Here is a 16,282-nt window from a genome sequence, read left to right as displayed (position 1 = left end):
AAAAAGCCCGACCAGCTTCCGGAGTAGGAGCTGATCGGGCTTTGGTATGGTTTGGCAGGGAGGCGTTTAGGCTTTTACCTGGTAAGCCACGCTTTCGGGCTTCACTTCCGAGACGTCGAACATGACGCCGTCGAAGGTGCTTTTCACGGTAATTTCGTGGGTCATGTCGCAGCCGGGGCACTTGATTTCTTCTTTCTCGTACTGGCCGTCGTCTTCGGTTGAGTTGGCCAGATGGTCGGGGGCCGGCACGCCGATCAGGTCAGTGAAGACCTCGGTCTGGCAGTGGTTGCACTCGAATTTGAGGCCCACGGTGCGGCCCTGCAACTCATCAAGGGGGGCCGGTGAGTTATTTTTTTGCTGAATCCACATAGGAAAGAGGGTTTGGTAGTTGGTTAGGAAGAGGGGCAAGGGAATCGAAAGCTGGGGCAGGCCCCACTGGCTGTACGAGGCCGTTTTGAAAAAGATAAGCCGGACCGCATGGCGCCTTGCCGCTGAGGTAGTTACTTTGAAACCAGACATTCGGTTACGCCTCCCTCTCATGGCTGATTCTGTTGCTTCCGCTTCTTCCGGGGCCGGGCCCTTGCCGCAGGTGCCCCGCTGGCAGTCGATGCTGCGCTCCTTCGCGCTGGCCAAAAACCCGCTGCCGGTACTGGAAGCTACCCTGGCCCGCTTCGGCGACACGGTGCGGCTCTACATTGGTGGCGTGCAGCCATCCATCCTGACCCAGGACCCGGGCCTGATGCAGCACATTCTGCAGAAAAACCACCGCAACTATGCCAAATCGAAGTTTACCCAAGGCTTTGCCCGCTACGTGGGCCACGGTCTGCTCACCAACGAAGGGCCCGACTGGCTGCGGCAGCGCCGCCTGATTCAGCCCGGCTTTCACCGGCAGCGCGTGGCCGGCCTCACCACCCTGATGCAGGAAATCATTGCCGAAACCCTGGCCCCACTTACGGCTGGGGCGGCGGCACAGGGCGGGGCCGTAACGGTGCAAACCCATGAGTTGATGACCCGGCTCACGTTCCGCATCATTGCCCGCTCGGTGTTCAGCTCCAATTTTGCCGTCGCCGAACTGGACCGCGTAGCCGGGCTCATCACCGAAATTCAGGCCTTCTATACCCGCACCATTCGCCAGCCGTACTTGAATGGCTGGTTTCGGCTGCGGGGCCGGTTCCGCTACCACGACCAGCTAACCCGCGAGCTGCGCGAGTTGCTGGGCGGCTACATAGCCCGGCGCCGCGCCGCCAACGAAGCACCCGGCACGCCCGCGCCGCCCGACGACCTGCTACAGATGCTGCTCGACGTGCGCTACGAAGACACCGGCCTGCCCATGACCGACCAGCAGGTGCTCGACGAAGCCTTGATTCTGCTCATTGCCGGCCACGAAACCAGCGCCAACGCCCTGACCTGGCTCCTGTACCTATTAGCTCAAAATCCCGCCGAGGCTGCCGCTATCCGGGCCGAAATGCTGGCCGTGCTGGCAGCTCGCGCGCCGGAGCAGGCCGCCGCACCTTTCGCCTTCGAGGAACTGCCCCAACTTAGCCGCGCCCTCTACGCCGTGCAGGAAGCCATGCGCCTGTATCCGCCCGCCTGGATGGTGGACCGCGTAGCCCTGGCCGATGACAACTACCAGGGCCTGCACATCCCGAAAGGCACCTTGTTTTCGCTCTATATCTACGGCCTGCACCACGCGCCCAAGTACTGGCAGCAGCCCACCGAGTTTCAGCCCGAGCGGTTTGCACCCACCCAGGGCTCGGTAACGTCCGGTGCGTATCTGCCTTTCGGCGGCGGCCCACGCCTGTGCATCGGGATGCAGTTTGCCCTCACCGAAATGCAGCTCGTGACGCTGGAGCTGCTGCGCCACTTCGCCGTAGAGCTGGTAGCAGGCCAGTCACCCGTACCCACCCAGCCGCTGATTACGCTGCGGCCGAAAGGAGATTTTGAGATAAGGCTGCGGCTGTTGTAGAGTTTGTGCCATTGCGAGTAGGCACGACGAAGCAATCCGTCCTCTGAAATGTAGAAAGCCCTCTTCATTGAAAAGCCCTTTCCCGTCGCAACGAGAAAGGGCTTTCTGGTAAAAGGATGGGTCATGCTGCGCAGAGGACGGATTGCCGTGCTTCGCAATGACAAACGATTAGCACATTAACCGCTACTCCTTCAGCAGCATATCTACCGTTTTATTGAAGTCTGCAATTTCTTCCTGGTAGTATTTGCCGGTTCCGGGGCCCGAGAAGCCGGTGTGAATCTTGCGCACCTCGCCTTTCTTGTCGAGGAAAATGGTGGTAGGGAAGGCCAGCACGCTCTGCAGCTGCGGCAATGATTTGGCGGCGGCGTCCTTGTCGGCAATGCCGGCCACGGCCAGGTCATAGCCCACATTCATGCGCTCCTTCATCTTGATGAGCTTTTTCGAGGCCAGCGTCTGGTCGGGGGTACGCTCGTAGCCCAGGCCGATGATTTCCACGCCGCGGCTCTTGTTCTTCTCGTACCAGGGAGCCAGGAAGTTGGTTTCGTCCATGCAGTTGGGGCACCACGAGCCCAGAATCTGCAGCACTACTACTTTGCCCTTGTACTTGGGGTCGGAAGGGGAGATGCTGCCGCCTTCGTAGACGTTGGGAAACTTGAAGTCGAGCTTTTTCTGGCCGGGCTTCATGCCGGTCAGGGAATTGGCGTCGGGCAGCTTGGCGTTGCTATCCAGCACGGCCGTCCAGGTTTCGTGGCCTTTCTTGCCGGAGTAGAAATGGCCGCTGAGGTTGTTGATGTTGCCGGGCTTGGCCAGCTTGGCATCAAACAGAAAGCCGTGGCTGCCATCGAAGGTCGAGAGCATGATATGCTCCCCGTCGGCCTTGAGCACGATGTTGCCGGCCAGGTAGCGGTAGTCGCCCGTAGTAGTAAGGAAGGTGCCGGTCAGCCCGTGGTTATTGGCCGGGTCCTGCTGAATAAGCCCCACGGCGGGGTAGGTTTCGCCATCGTCTCCCTTGAACTCGACGCGGAACGTGGCGCCCTGTACCAGGTCGCCGAACACGGGCGCCAGCTTGGATTCACCCCTGAACAGGTCCGCGCCAGCCGAGGCCTTGCTGGCCGCAAACGGCACCCGGTAGGGCTCTTTGCCGTCGTACTTCACCCAGGTGCCCTTGAGCTTATCGGCCCCATCGGCCCGCACCACCAGCGCCGCGTCGAATACGCCCAGGCGGATGGTGGTGGAGTCGCCGGCCGTACTGATTTCGTCGAGCTTGAGGCGCTCCTCGCCGTTGCGCAAGGTCACGGTGGGCTTGCCGCCATCCTGGGCTACGTCGAATAGAAACGGGATTTCCTGGCCCTGGGCCGAGAGCACGCCGCGCCAGGTACCGGCCGACAGTGTGCTGCTGCCCACCTCCATTAGGTCGCCACCACCGGCGGCGGTTTCAGGTTTCGAGTTCGGCTGGCAGGAACCCAGGAGTAGTGCCAGGCTGAGGCTGGCGGCCACGGGACGGAAAGAAGCAGGAAAGGACATACAAGTAGAAAAGATAATTCGGCCCAAAACTACCAACGGGCGTACTTGGTTTTAAAGATAGGTGGCCAAGATAAATTTTGGGCAGCGCAACGACTGCCACCTATATTTGCGTACCTGCTTGCAGGAGCCTTACCTATTTCACTTTTTCCCTTCTGACTATGGCGTTTGACTTAGAAATGATTCAGGCCGTGTATGCCGGTATGGGCCAGCGTATTGATGCTGCTCGTACCGCTGTTGGCCGCCCGCTCACGCTGACCGAGAAAATTCTGTACGCTCACTTGTATGGCGGTACTGTAACTCAGGCTTTTGAGCGGGGCGTTTCCTACGTCGATTTTGCCCCCGACCGTGTCGCAATGCAGGATGCCACCGCCCAGATGGCTCTGCTTCAGTTTATGCAGGCCGGCAAGCCCCAGGTGGCCGTGCCCAGCACCGTACACTGCGACCACCTCATCCAGGCCCGCGACGGTGCCAACGAGGATTTGGCCGTGGCCAACGACGAAAACCGCGAAGTCTATGATTTCCTGGCTTCGGTTTCCAATAAATACGGCATCGGCTTCTGGAAGCCCGGTGCCGGTATCATTCACCAGGTAGTGCTCGAAAACTACGCCTTCCCCGGCGGCATGATGATCGGCACTGACTCCCACACGCCCAACGCCGGCGGTCTGGGCATGATTGCCATCGGCGTTGGTGGCGCCGATGCCGTCGACGTAATGGCGGGCATGGCCTGGGAGCTGAAATTCCCGAAAGTAATCGGCGTGAAGCTGACCGGTAAGCTCTCGGGCTGGACCTCGGCCAAAGACGTAATCCTGAAAGTAGCCGGCATCCTGACCGTAAAGGGCGGCACCGGTGCTATTGTGGAATACTTCGGCGAAGGCGCCAACAACCTGTCAGCTACCGGCAAAGGCACCATCTGCAACATGGGCGCGGAAATCGGGGCTACCACCTCGGTCTTCAGCTACGATGAGAAGATGGGCGACTACCTGCGCGGAACCGAGCGGGCCGAAATTGCCGAAGCCGCCGCTGCCGTTGCGCACAACCTGCGCGCCGACGACGAGGTGTACGCCAACCCCGCCGCTTACTACGACCAGCTCATCGAAATCAACCTCTCCGAGCTGGAGCCCTACGTGAACGGCCCGTTCACGCCGGACGCCGCCTGGCCGATTTCGCAGTTTGCCGCCGCCGTAAAAGAGCACGGCTGGCCCGAGAAGCTGGAAGTAGGCCTGATCGGCTCGTGCACCAACTCCAGCTACGAGGACATCACCCGCGCCGCCAGCATTGCCAACCAGGCCGTCACCAAAGGCCTGACGGTAAACGCTGAATTCACCGTAACGCCCGGTTCGGAGCTGGTGCGCTACACCGTGGAGCGCGACGGTCTGCTCGACACCTTCGCCCAGATGGGCGGCGTGGTGCTAGCTAACGCCTGCGGTCCGTGCATCGGCCAGTGGGCCCGCCACACCGACGACCCCAAGCGTCGCAACTCGATTATCACCTCGTTCAACCGCAACTTCGCCAAGCGCAACGACGGCAACCCGAACACCCACGCTTTCGTGGCCTCGCCCGAAATCGTAACGGCCTTCGCCATTGCCGGTGATTTGACCTTTAACCCCCTCACCGACACGCTCACGACCAAAGACGGCCAGCAGGTGCGCTTTGATGAGCCCCAGGGCGTGGAAATGCCGCCCCAGGGCTACGCCGTGGAAGATGCCGGCTACCAGGCTCCCGCCGAAGACGGCACGGGCGTACAGGTCCTCGTGGATCCTACGTCGGACCGCCTGGAGCTGCTCGAGCCCTTCAAGCCGTGGGAAGGCACCGACCTGCTGGGTCTGCGCCTGCTCATCAAGGCCCAGGGCAAGTGCACCACCGACCATATTTCGATGGCCGGCCCGTGGCTGAAATACCGCGGCCACCTCGACAATATCTCGAACAACATGCTCATCGGCGCCACCAACGCCTTCAACGGGGAAGCCAACAAGGTGCGGGATTTCGTGGCCCAGGGTGACACCTACAACACGGTTCCGCAGGTGGCCCGCAACTACAAGTCGATGGGTATCGGCACGGTGGTTATCGGCGACGAGAACTACGGTGAAGGCTCCTCGCGCGAGCATGCCGCCATGGAGCCCCGCCACCTTGGCGTACGGGCGGTTATCGTGAAGAGCTTTGCTCGGATTCACGAAACCAACCTCAAAAAGCAGGGTATGCTGGGTCTGACTTTCGCCAACAAGGCCGACTACGACCTGATTGAGGAAGGCGACACCATCGACATCCTCGGCCTGACGTCGTTTGCTCCCGGTGTTCCGCTGCAGGCCCGCCTGCACCATACCGACGGCGACACGGACCTCATCTATCTGAACCACACCTACAACCAGGGTCAGATTGAGTGGTTTAAAGCCGGCTCGGCCCTGAACCTGATCCGCCTGAAAGAAGCCGGCTCGGCGCAGTTGTCGCAGAAGTAGGCTTCGCTTCAATGCAGAAGTAAAAACGGCCGCCCAGCTATTGGGCGGCCGTTTTGTTTTAAGGAATTCTCATGAAAGCAGAACTACAGCAGTATCTATCCGCCACTTTCGGAGCCGGTGACATCAGCCATGATTATGCGCTAGGCGGGCAGGTACATATTCGCTTCGAATTGGGCGGCGAGCTACCAAACGGCACTCAGCAACGGGTAGAGCAAGCAAGCCAACGCGCCGCTACTATTTTCCGGGAGACATTTACAAACTCCGACGCCGAACTTTGGGTGTTAATCTATGAGTATCAGGATGAGAGTTTTTACGGGGCCACCCGGGACTACCTGGAGCAGCAGTTTCCCGCTGCCGTATATGCCCGCTTTTACAATCAGCTGGAAATGGTTGATACTGGTAATGAGGCTGGCGAGGCAGTAGACCCGGACAATGCAGAACTAGCCAAAGACCAGATTCGGCTCATCATTGGGAAGGTCCGGCAGAAGGATATAGCCGTTGAAAATATCCTGCGGGGAATTGCCAATCTGGAAATGGGATTTAAGCCGGCTTTGGAGGAAAGGATATTCTTTATTGACCCGCAAACCAACCGAATCTTCTACATGTATGACGACCGGGGCTGCATAGTGGGAAGTAACGCGGCCGACACTATCAGGCCCTTGTACCAGCAGCACAACGAGTGGATAGTGGACTACCACCGCCCGGAGATTGACAAGTATTTCCGCTAAGTTTCGCCGCGGTTTGCCCGCTGCCATACCCGGAACTACTTTTCACTACGCTCCATGCTTATCCGCTTTGTTACGCTGCTACTCCTGTTTTTCTGTTGCAGCCCCGCCGCCTGGGCCCAGCGGCAATACCGCGTCGACGACTTTTCGAAGGCCTACTTCGGCAAAATATACCTGGCCGATACGGCGGAAGTATTCAGCCCGGGCTGGGTGGCTATTTACGACAAAAAAACCCGCAAGCAGGTGCTGAAGGTCACGTCGGATGAGTTGGCTTTGTTTACGCATAATGGCAAGGCGGAATCCAACGTGCTAGAGCTGCCCTACGGTGAGCAAAGCCTGATTATCAGCAACGACTTCAACTTCGACGGGCGACTGGATCTGGCCTTGCAAGACGGGCAAAATAGCTGCTACCACGGCCCCTCGTTTCAGGTGTATCTGGGCACAGCTACGGGCTTTGTGCCCAGTCCAGCTTTTACGGCCCTGGCCCAGGAATACTGCGGTATGTTCAGCACCGATGCCAAGGCCAAGCGCCTGAGCGTGATGACTAAGAGCGGCTGCTGCTGGCACGAGTGGTCGGAGTTTATCGTGCGCAACAACAAGCCGTTTCTGGTGCGGCGCGTTACTGATCAGATGACCCAGTACCCGTTTAGCGAGCATTCCGAGGAAGTGTGGAATGGCAGCCGCTACGTGGTGACGGCCAATACGCGGCAAATCATTCTGGACAGTCCGGATATTCGGATTATCTGCTCGTTTCAGGTGGCCGACAGTGATAAGCAGGTGATGCTTTTTACTACCGATGACACCCGGCTTTACTACGCGCTGCTGCGCAAAGACGACACGGTGGAGTTTGTCTTTCCCGGGCTCGACGTGGACCCTACCGAAGTGCCGTTTGCCTTGCGCCGCACCGGGCCAGATGTCAGCTTGGAGTTTTTCAATGGGCCGGCCGCCTACGTTATCAGCGAAACGGCCGCCGGCACCATGACGGTAACCGCCCGCTCCGGCGCCAAAACCGCGTGCTGACCGGTGCCGCAACGTCCAAAAAAGGTAGCTTACAGCCGCTGCTGACTGCCAAGCTCGAAAACCTCCAATAGCGCCTCTGCCGGGAGCGGCCACTCGGACGCCATTGGCCACCGGAAACAGGAGTAGGGGGGAGGCGTGCAACCTTTGCAGCTGGCTGCGGCTCTGGTAAATACGAGTTCCTGTCTTTCACTATATAGCTTCTTCGTATGAAACCACTGGCTTACTCCCCCGGATTCTTGCTGGTCCTAACGCTGCTTGGCGGCTGCAAGACCGAGTGCGAAATGGAGCCCTGCACCAGCACCCCGCTCCCGGTAAAAAGCCTGGAGGGTGAGTACGGCTGCCAGGATACCCGGCGCAACCTTACTATCAACCTGTCGGAAACGCACACGGTTATTCGCTCCCAGGTTGAATTCGACCAGCTAGTAAGCGGCCCCTGCCACCCCCTGATTGATTTTACGACCTATGATCTGGTCATCGGCAAGAAAGGGCTGTCGAGCGGCAACGCGGGCATCAACTACACCTTCCGGCGCGACTGTGTTACCAGCAAGCCCATGCTGCACGTCGAGTTTCGGCAGGGTCTGACCACCGAAGCGCCCAACATCACCTACCACGCCCTGGTGCCCAAGCTGAATCCCGGGGAGCAGATAGGAGTGGAAATAGACGTGAAATATCAGTAGTACAGAGGCTTTCTGTCGGCTGAAAGGCTGCTTTCCGCGCGGGAGGCAGCCTTTTTTGTGGCATCAGCTGTTTGGGTCTGAAAATCCAGAGCAGTTATGCTTCATCGGTTGCCTGCTTGTCGACACATCTTCACTGCCAAGGGTAATTGATTCCGCCGGCTGAAAATATGCTTTGTATTACAAAGTTCTTTGATATATGTTTGCTGTGCTTTACCACAACGTATCTTTCTGCTAAGTTCGTATGCGCAACCTGCTCAATCCCAAGTGGCTTCTGCTGCTCAACACGCTGCCACTGGTACTCCTGGCGGGGCTGTGCTACGGCCAGTTCACGGTTATTCAGAGCCTGCTGCCGCCCGCTAGCCTGGTGCTGTGGCAGCAGTTTGCGTTGGCCCTGGCGGGGCTAGGGCTGAGTACATTGACTTACGCCCTGGTGCAGCTGCGGCGCGGTCGGCCGGTAGAGTGGGTCTACAGCGCCCTGGCTCTGGTGGCCTACACCACCTTCGCGCTGCTCTATATCGGCCACGACTCGGAGATTGTGCCGTTTGCGGTGCCCCGTTGGATGGTGCCCACCGACCTGGCCATCTACGTCGTCACGTTTATCATGCCCACGCTGGCCCACGCCATGTTTGCGTTGGTAGTGCGACTCACGCCCGCCGACCGGTCGCACACGGCCGCTCTGAACTTTGCTCTGGCTTTTGCTGCACCGGCTGCCTTGTACGTGCTTATGTGGCTGCCTTCTACCATGCTGGAGCGGTTCGAGCGGTCGTGGGAGGGGCCGCTGCTGGCTGTTTTACTGATTAGCTGCTCGTTTTGCTTTCTGTTTTTCCTGGTGCGCGGGGCCTACATTCTGGCAATGCGGCGGGCCGAAGATGCCGAGCTGCACCTGCTCTGGAAGGTGCTGATCAGCCTGGTGCTACCAATGCTGGGCCTGCTAGTCAACAATGGTTTCTTGCTGGGCAACATGTTTGGCGGCTCCGGCAGCCACGACCGGGGCGTGTTTGGCAACTTCAACAGCCCGTGGTTTTACGCCCTGGCGGTGCTCAACGGCCTGCTGCTGTGCCTGCCCGACAGCCCCGACCGGTGGCGGCGGCTGGCGGTGTTTCTGGGGCGGAGCGTGCTGTTTGGCTACACGTTCTACTTTTTCATCGTCTTCCTGCCATTTTTGCCACTGTCCATTCTGGCCGTTATTCTCATCGGGGCCGGTTTTTTGATGCTGGCGCCGCTGCTGCTACTGGTGCTGCACGTGCACGAGTTGGCCGCTGATCTGGAGTTTTTGACAGGCTTTTTCGCCCGGCGCTGGTTGCGGGCCGGGTTGGTAGCCGGTGGGCTCACGCTGCCGCTTATCATCACGGGGCAATACCTGCATAACCGCTGGGTGTTGCACGAGGCGCTGGACTACCGCTACACGCCCGACTACACCCGGCGCTACCACCTCGACGAGCAGGCGCTGGCCCGTACTCTGAACGTCATCAAACAGCATAAGGAGCGCGCCAACGACTTTTCCTCCAGCCACGTGCCCTACCTGTCGATGTATTTTAACTGGCTGGTGCTCGACAACCTGACGCTGTCCGACGACAAGATTACGTCCCTAGAGCAGCTGTTTCTGGGTGCGGCCCAGGAGCCGGAGTACGAGCAGCCCCAGTGGCAGCGCTTCGCCGGCAACGAGCGGCCGGGCAATGCGTCCGGCCGCCCGGCCCTCACAAGCCTTACCACCCGCAGCCGCTACGATGCCCGGCAGCAGGCCTGGGTAAGCTGGCTCGATCTGACGGTGGCCAACACCGACGCCCGGCTGAGCAACGGCGAGTACAGCACCAGTTTGGAGCTGCCGGTCGGCTGCTGGGTCGGCGACTATTACCTCGACATCAATGGCCGGCGAGAACCGGGGGTTCTGGCCGAAAAACGCACGGCGGCCTGGGTTTACGCCCAGATTCTGAACGAAAACCAGAACCGGGACCCGGGCCTGCTCAGCTACCTTGATGCCCGCCACGTAAGCCTGCGCGTGTTTCCGGTGGCGGGGAACGTAGCCCGCACCACCGGCATTCAGCTGCTGCACAAGGAACCGGTGCGCCTGACGGTAGATGGCCGCACGGTGCTGCTCGGCGACTCCTCTGCTCAGCCCCTGGCCCGGCCCGTAGCCACGCCCGACCAGGCAGTGGTATACGTGAGTGCCGCCGCCAAAAAAGCCCTGCCGCTGGTGCAGCGTAAGCCTTATTATCATTTCCTGCTGGATGCGTCGGCTGGGCAGGGTAACGGCAAGGCGGCGTATGCGGCCCGCATCAACCGGCACTTTGCCCAGGAAGCCGCCACTGCGCAAGCCCGGTTTACGCTGGTAGATGCGTATGCCACGCCCGTAGCACCCACTGAAAAATGGCAGGAGCAACTCGCCAGGCACGAAAGCACGGGTGGCTTTTACTTGGATGGGGCGTTGCGCCAGCTGCTGTTTAAAGCCCGGCAAAGTTCTGCTGCTACCTATCCGCTGATTGCAGTGGTAACGGATAGCCTGCACAAGGCAATTCTGGGCCAAAACCTGGCGGAGCTGAGCAGTGCCTACCCCGAAACGGACCAGTTTTATGTGCTGGGTGCGGACGATAGTCTTGCTGTCCATTCGCTCCGCTCCAATAGCCGGGCTGGGCAAATGGCTACCTCACAGCCTGTGCTACCCGTGCCAGTGCGGGCCTGGCCCGATGTTGCCCACGTCCGGGCCTACCTGCCCGATGACGAATCGGCTGATATTGTGCTCAATGAGCAGCAGGTAGCGCTGCCGCAGCCGGGGGCGGGCACCAGCCGCTGGCAAATGGGCCTGCTGCTGCACGGCTACCAGCAATGGCAGGCTTTCCACCCCGAGGCTACCGACGAGCAGCGGGTTCCCTTTGTGCAGGCCAGCTTCCGGGCCGGCATTCTGACGCCCTTTACTGCTTATCTGGCCCTGGAAAACGAGGCCCAGAAAGCGGCCCTGCGCCGCAAGCAGGACGAAGTATTGAAAGCCAATACCGCTCTCGACCTAGATGAAAGCACTGAGCCAGCCGTGACGGAAGTGCCTATTGATGGTGGTGCTTCGCTGCTGCTGGCCGCGGGTGCCGCACTGGGTATTCGCCGCTTGCGCCGCCGGAAGCGGGCCGGCGTGAGCTGAGGAAAACGCCGCGTAGAGCCGCCTGCGCCTTATTGCGTAGCCAACTGCCCGGCCTGTTTTTCCCGCGGCTTCTGCACCAGATAATAGTAGAGCAGCACGAGCAGGCCGGTCAGGAAGGGAATGAGGGCCAGGTGCTTGCCCGTGAGGCTACCCCAGATCCGGACCGTATCGAAGCCCGCAAACTCACTGATCATCCAGTAGGAGTTGGCCGAAATCCAGAACACAATGGCCAGATTGTGGGCCAGCTCGGCTTTCATGTCGCGGGTGCGCCAGGTGATGACGATGGCAATGATGAGCGTGGGAAAAATCATGACCAACCCCAGGGGCTTCCAGAGCATGCACCAGCCGATGTCTTTGAGTAGCCAGAACAGGATGTGCATATTTTCCATGCGGCGGTAGGGGGCCGGAATGCTGTAAATCTGGTTGATAGGCTCGGGCATGCCGTAAAGAAAAGCAAGGCGGCTAAAAATCCAGCACGGTGCCGGGTAAATAAGGCGACCAGCCGGGCCGGAGCGGGCAAACCGGCCGCCGCAATAGCCAACGGCGGGTAGTGTGGGTAACAAAAAAGCCACCCGAATCGGGTGGCTAATGAAAAGGAGGGACGCTGGATACTAGTTGAGCCAGAGCTGGGCTACCGGCTCAAACCGTTGAAAGTTGAACGCGCCGTAGGGCCGCTCGGCATAAAAGCCCAGCACATGCACCTGTAGCTGACCGGTACGGGCATTGGGGCGGTACTGCACCGGGTACACCGCACCTGGTGCCGGCCAGTCACCGATATGGTCGGTGGGCCGACGGGAGGCATCAATGCAGCGAGCATACTGCTGCATGGGAAGAGGAAAAGGAAGATTGGCTTGCTTCGTTCTACGCATATCCAAAAATACGAATATTATTGCTAGACTAAAAATATTAGGTAGAAAAATACGATGAATTATAGGCATAATGATCCTCAATACTAGGATTAAAATAATATTAAAGGAAATAATAGAATGCGGTAAAAATCCGCCTAGGAACTGAATAACGAATTTTCATAAAAATATTACTAATTTGGTTAGCTGCAATAGGGGCTATATATACTAACTATTGATAATGAGCTATATAATGATCTACTTGCAAGCAGTCAGCATTGTGCCAATTGACTTTGCCAAAAGCTTCGGCCAAGGTTACTGGCTATATCCCAACAAGCTCAGAATTTTCCGTCACTACGGCCGCTAGTAGAGCCCCACGACTGCGTGGGTTGGCTGCCCCAATGGCTGTAAAAAGCTGCTCGTGTTGCGGTATTTAATTCCTGTGCCGATTCTGTTGGCTTTTTGGCATCCGAAATGGCTATAACACGTATCCAATAGTATTCTCCACCCTGATTGTCTGCCCTGTTATGAATACCACCGCACCATGCCTGTTTTCGGCTTTGCCCGTTGCCCTGCAGCGCCGCTTCGTCCAGTTTTTGCGTCAGGAGCTGGGCGATGACCAGAATACCACGATAGCCCCGGCCGATGAATGGCTGCAGGCGGCCTTGGTCATTGATCCAACGGTGCAGGTGCATCCGGCGCGGGGTACCTTCTGGATCCGGCGGGGCCGCAAAGCCCTGGAGAACATGGCCCGGCATTTTCTGGTAGTGCCCCGGCCCGTAGCTGAGTTGCTGGACCGCCACCAACTGCTGCGCGCCAACCCCGCCGACTACGGCCTGACTGATGAGGAATGGCTGGCCCTGGCCTTATAAAACGTTCTGCTGTACCCAAACAAAAAGAGGTCCTGACTTTCGGTCAGGACCTCTTTTTGTTTCCATTCTGAAGCTGTAGCAAGGCCAGGGCAATGCCAAACAGACTCGTCTGCTACTCTGGGCCCACTACCACCCGCCGCGACAGTACGCCCGCTGGCCCCGCTACCTGCAGCACGTAGATGCCGGCCGGCAGGGTGCGGACGTCAATCTGGCTGCCGGAACCTACTACGGCCTGCTGCCTGACCAGTTGTCCCAGCGTGGTGAGCAACGATAGTTGGGTATAGCCAGCGCCAGCCGGCAGCTCTACCCGCAGCTGCGTGCGGGCCGGATTGGGGTAAGCCTGCCACAAAAGCAGATTTTTGGCCGGTCGTGTGGGCAGTACCAGGTTATAACGGGCCTGAGCGGCATCGGCGGCCGTTTGCAGCGCCGCCAGCGTAGGAGCGCCCAGCACGGCAAACGCCACCACCACCGAGTCGCCGGGGGCCAGGCGTACCAGCTCGGCCCCCACCACCTGCGACACATCGGTACCGGAGTTGAAGCCTACCGAGCTCAGGCGGGCTTTATTGCTGAGGGTAAGGTACTTTTCGGCGCTGCTGAAACCGTCGCCGAGGCGCACGGCCGTGATGGTGGAGTTGTTGTTGATGGAATAGCACGTCGCCTTTCCGCCCCGCAGCAGCTTAACGCCGGCGTATACCATCGGATTTTCCCGGTCGTAGGCGTAGCCCAGGGTCCGCACCGAGTCCCAGTCAGCGGCGTTGCGGCCGGCCTCGGGCACCACGTCCCAGTCCATAAACAGACCGGCGTACAGGGGTTTGAGCGTGTCGGGCGTTATGTTTTTGAGCTGATACTCCACAATGGCGTAGTCACGGTCGGCGGGGGAGGCCCAGGCGTAGCCGCGCTGCCTGATGCGCACTCCCACGGTGCCGGTGCGCTTGGCACTGGGCAGGGAGTCCTGAAATATTCCCTGGGCTTCCTGGGTGGCCCGCAAGGGCTGGCGGCTAAGGGCTATCTGGCTCAGGGAGTAGAAATCCTGGTTGGCTTGATTCCGCTCGTTGCGCACCCGGTCGGCCACGCGGGTGGGCGAGGTGGCTACCATCAGGCCGCCTTCGTAGAGCAGCGGCGCGCCACCTTTGTAAGTCACGCTCTGGCCCAGGTCGGAGCCCAGTCCGTCGTAGCCCAGATTGCCCCGACTGGTGAGCGTGAGGTGCAGGTCACTGGCATCAAGCACCACGTAGTCGGGGTTGAGCGTAACTACCAAGAACTGGTCAGACTGATAGCCGTTGTCGGCTGTGAGGCGGTAGCGCAGCTCGGCCCGGGTGTTGATGGGCACCGCGCCGGCCACTACCAGCCGAAATGGCGCGGCCGAGTTGGTGGTACGGGCCAGCGTGGCCAGCGTGCCAGCTGCGAAAGTGCCCCGGCGTACGGTAAGGTAGGGGGAAAGCGAAGTAAGCGTAACGGTAAGATTCGACACTGGCTGCAGCAGATTTTGCAGCGTTACGGCCAACTGAAACGTGTCGTTGGGCTGGTAGGCCTGGCGGGCGGGCAGCAGCTGGCTGCTCAGAATACGGGCCTCGCGCCGGTCGGTCTGACTCACGGCGTGGTGCACGTTCAGGCGACCGGTGCCGAGCTTGCCGCGTAGCGTGGAGTTGCCGGGCAGCGTGTAAATGTCGTCGGCAGTCTGGCGCAATTGGGCCGCTACCTGCTCGGCGGTGAACTGCGGAAAGCGGGTGCGCACCAGTGCGGCGGCCCCGGCCACTAGGGGCGAGGCAAAAGAGGAACCGTTGACGGGGTAATAGTCGCTGTCGTTGTTGCCCAGAATCGTCAGCACCTGCTCGCCGGGCGCGCTCAGCGAAACGTGGCTGCTATACGTTGCCGGGCCCGACTTCTCGTCGTTCGGGGCCAGGGCCGCCACCGAAATGACGTGGTCGTAGCTGGCGGGGTAGAAGTCCAGCTCGGCGTTGGTGTTGCCGGCGGCGGCCACCACCACGGCATTGCGGTTGATGGTGGCGTAGGTAATAACGTCCTGCTCGAACTGGGAGCGGCTGCCGGGGCTGCCCCAGCTTACGTTGATGACCTGGCAGCCATGGTCGGCAGCGTACACAATGGCCTCGAAGCCGGCAAAGCTGCCGGTAGCCGTGTTGGGGTAAATCTTGAGCGGCAGGTACTTACACTTGAAGCCCACGCCGGCCAGGCCCACGCCGTTGTCGGGCTGGGCCACGGCGCAGCCGGTTACCAGAATGCCGTGCACGGGTTGAAACACGGCCATATTGATAGATGCGTCGTTGTCGTTGTCGGCCACGTCCCAGCCGCGGAAATTGTCCACGTAGCCGTCATTGTCGTTATCAAGGCCGTCGATGGGGTCGGCGTAGTTCTTCTTGAGCTGGTTGCGCAAATCCTCGTGGCTGTAGCGCGTGCCGGTGTCGGTGATGCCGATGACCACGCTCGTGTCGCCCTTGGTTACGTCCCAGGCGCGGTAGGCCTGAATGTTTTTCAGGTAAAACTGCCCGGCCGTGTTGGTCGAGTCGGCGAGCGGGTCGTTGGGCTGGTAGAGCGGGGGGCGGAAGTTCAGCGGCTCGGCGTATTCCAGCGCGCCGGTTTGCAGCAGCGCCCGGCAGGCTTTGGCCAGCGGCATATCGGCCTTCAGTTGAATCTGGTACACCAGCTGCAGATCCACGGAGCCGGGCAGCTCGGTGCTGGCGGGCAACGTGCGCGGGAATTTCTGGCGCAGCTTCGTGGCCCCGAGTTGCTCCAACACCCGTTGTAGGGCCGGAATAGCTACGTTGTCGGGTGCGGCCTGAGCTTTGAACTCGGGCTTGAGCTTAAAGACCAGCGTGCCCGGCAGCGGCTGGGTACCGGCCTCCTGGGCAAAACCGGAAAAAGTGGCGCCGAGCAGCCCCAGAAAAAGAACGAAACGTAGCAGTTGGGGCATAGCAGGCGGGGTAAACGGTTCCCGGTTAGGTACGTAAATTTAGTCCCGGGCAGGCGTACTTGTTGAGGTCGGCCCGCTACTTTTCGACTAACTCCGTTAAATACTCCGCCAACTCTTCTCCCGCTTCTTTCCCAAGCGCAT

12 protein-coding genes are annotated in these 16,282 nt (G+C 59.8%); 7 read left to right on the top strand and 5 right to left on the bottom strand.

All coding sequences use genetic code 11. The features are described 5' to 3' along the window. Positions 1–66: 66 nt before the first annotated feature. Positions 67–408: a hypothetical protein gene (locus LGH74_RS09185; protein WP_226174878.1), complete on the bottom strand. Its 342-nt coding sequence runs from the start codon at positions 406–408 to the stop codon at positions 67–69. Positions 409–538: 130 nt separating this feature from the next. Between LGH74_RS09185 and LGH74_RS09180 the strand changes: the two genes are divergently transcribed. Continuing rightward, positions 539–1,966: a cytochrome P450 gene (locus LGH74_RS09180; RefSeq protein ID WP_226174876.1), complete on the top strand. Its 1,428-nt coding sequence runs from the start codon at positions 539–541 to the stop codon at positions 1,964–1,966. A 183-nt stretch (positions 1,967–2,149) separates the two neighbouring features. On the opposite strand, the gene LGH74_RS09175 is transcribed toward LGH74_RS09180, so the two are convergent. Continuing rightward, positions 2,150–3,490 (bottom strand): peroxiredoxin family protein, encoded by a 1,341-nt coding sequence (locus tag LGH74_RS09175; RefSeq protein WP_226174874.1) that lies wholly within the window; start codon positions 3,488–3,490, stop codon positions 2,150–2,152. Positions 3,491–3,648: 158 nt separating this feature from the next. On the opposite strand from LGH74_RS09175, the gene LGH74_RS09170 reads away from it, so the two are divergent. The 5 genes from LGH74_RS09170 to LGH74_RS09150 all read left to right on the top strand — a co-directional run bounded on the left by LGH74_RS09170 (position 3,649) and on the right by LGH74_RS09150 (position 11,495). Next, positions 3,649–5,943 (top strand): aconitate hydratase, encoded by a 2,295-nt coding sequence (locus LGH74_RS09170; protein ID WP_226174872.1) that lies wholly within the window; start codon positions 3,649–3,651, stop codon positions 5,941–5,943. A 71-nt stretch (positions 5,944–6,014) separates the two neighbouring features. After that, positions 6,015–6,671 carry a DUF3885 domain-containing protein gene (locus LGH74_RS09165; RefSeq protein WP_226174870.1) on the top strand — a complete coding sequence of 219 codons (657 nt, stop codon included), beginning with the start codon at positions 6,015–6,017 and terminating at the stop codon, positions 6,669–6,671. Between the two features lie 54 nt (positions 6,672–6,725). After that, positions 6,726–7,688, top strand: a complete 963-nt coding sequence (locus LGH74_RS09160; protein WP_226174868.1) for an XAC2610-related protein — start codon at positions 6,726–6,728, stop codon at positions 7,686–7,688. Positions 7,689–7,894: 206 nt separating this feature from the next. Beyond that, a complete protein-coding gene (locus LGH74_RS09155; protein ID WP_226174866.1) occupies positions 7,895–8,365 on the top strand; it encodes a hypothetical protein in 471 nt (156 codons plus the stop codon). Positions 8,366–8,606: 241 nt separating this feature from the next. Further along, positions 8,607–11,495 (top strand): MSEP-CTERM sorting domain-containing protein, encoded by a 2,889-nt coding sequence (locus tag LGH74_RS09150; RefSeq protein ID WP_226174864.1) that lies wholly within the window; start codon positions 8,607–8,609, stop codon positions 11,493–11,495. Between the two features lie 29 nt (positions 11,496–11,524). Here the strand turns inward: LGH74_RS09150 and LGH74_RS09145 are convergent, their stop codons facing one another. Both LGH74_RS09145 and LGH74_RS09140 read right to left on the bottom strand, forming a co-directional pair. Next, positions 11,525–11,935 (bottom strand): hypothetical protein, encoded by a 411-nt coding sequence (locus tag LGH74_RS09145; protein WP_226174862.1) that lies wholly within the window; start codon positions 11,933–11,935, stop codon positions 11,525–11,527. Positions 11,936–12,106: 171 nt separating this feature from the next. After that, on the bottom strand, positions 12,107–12,322 hold the full coding sequence (locus tag LGH74_RS09140) for a hypothetical protein (protein ID WP_226174860.1): 216 nt from the start codon (positions 12,320–12,322) through the stop codon (positions 12,107–12,109). Positions 12,323–12,867: 545 nt separating this feature from the next. Here LGH74_RS09140 and LGH74_RS09135 point away from each other — a divergent pair. Next, the gene (locus tag LGH74_RS09135) at positions 12,868–13,212 is read left to right on the top strand and encodes a hypothetical protein (RefSeq protein WP_226174858.1); all 345 of its coding nucleotides are present in this window, start codon (positions 12,868–12,870) and stop codon (positions 13,210–13,212) included. A 112-nt stretch (positions 13,213–13,324) separates the two neighbouring features. Here the strand turns inward: LGH74_RS09135 and LGH74_RS09130 are convergent, their stop codons facing one another. Next, positions 13,325–16,141: a S8 family peptidase gene (locus tag LGH74_RS09130; RefSeq protein ID WP_226174856.1), complete on the bottom strand. Its 2,817-nt coding sequence runs from the start codon at positions 16,139–16,141 to the stop codon at positions 13,325–13,327. Positions 16,142–16,282: the final 141 nt, after the last annotated feature.

It is taken from the genome of Hymenobacter lucidus (assembly GCF_020447265.1).
Lineage (GTDB): Bacteria > Bacteroidota > Bacteroidia > Cytophagales > Hymenobacteraceae > Hymenobacter > Hymenobacter lucidus.
This window is presented reverse-complemented; position numbering and strand designations above follow the sequence as displayed.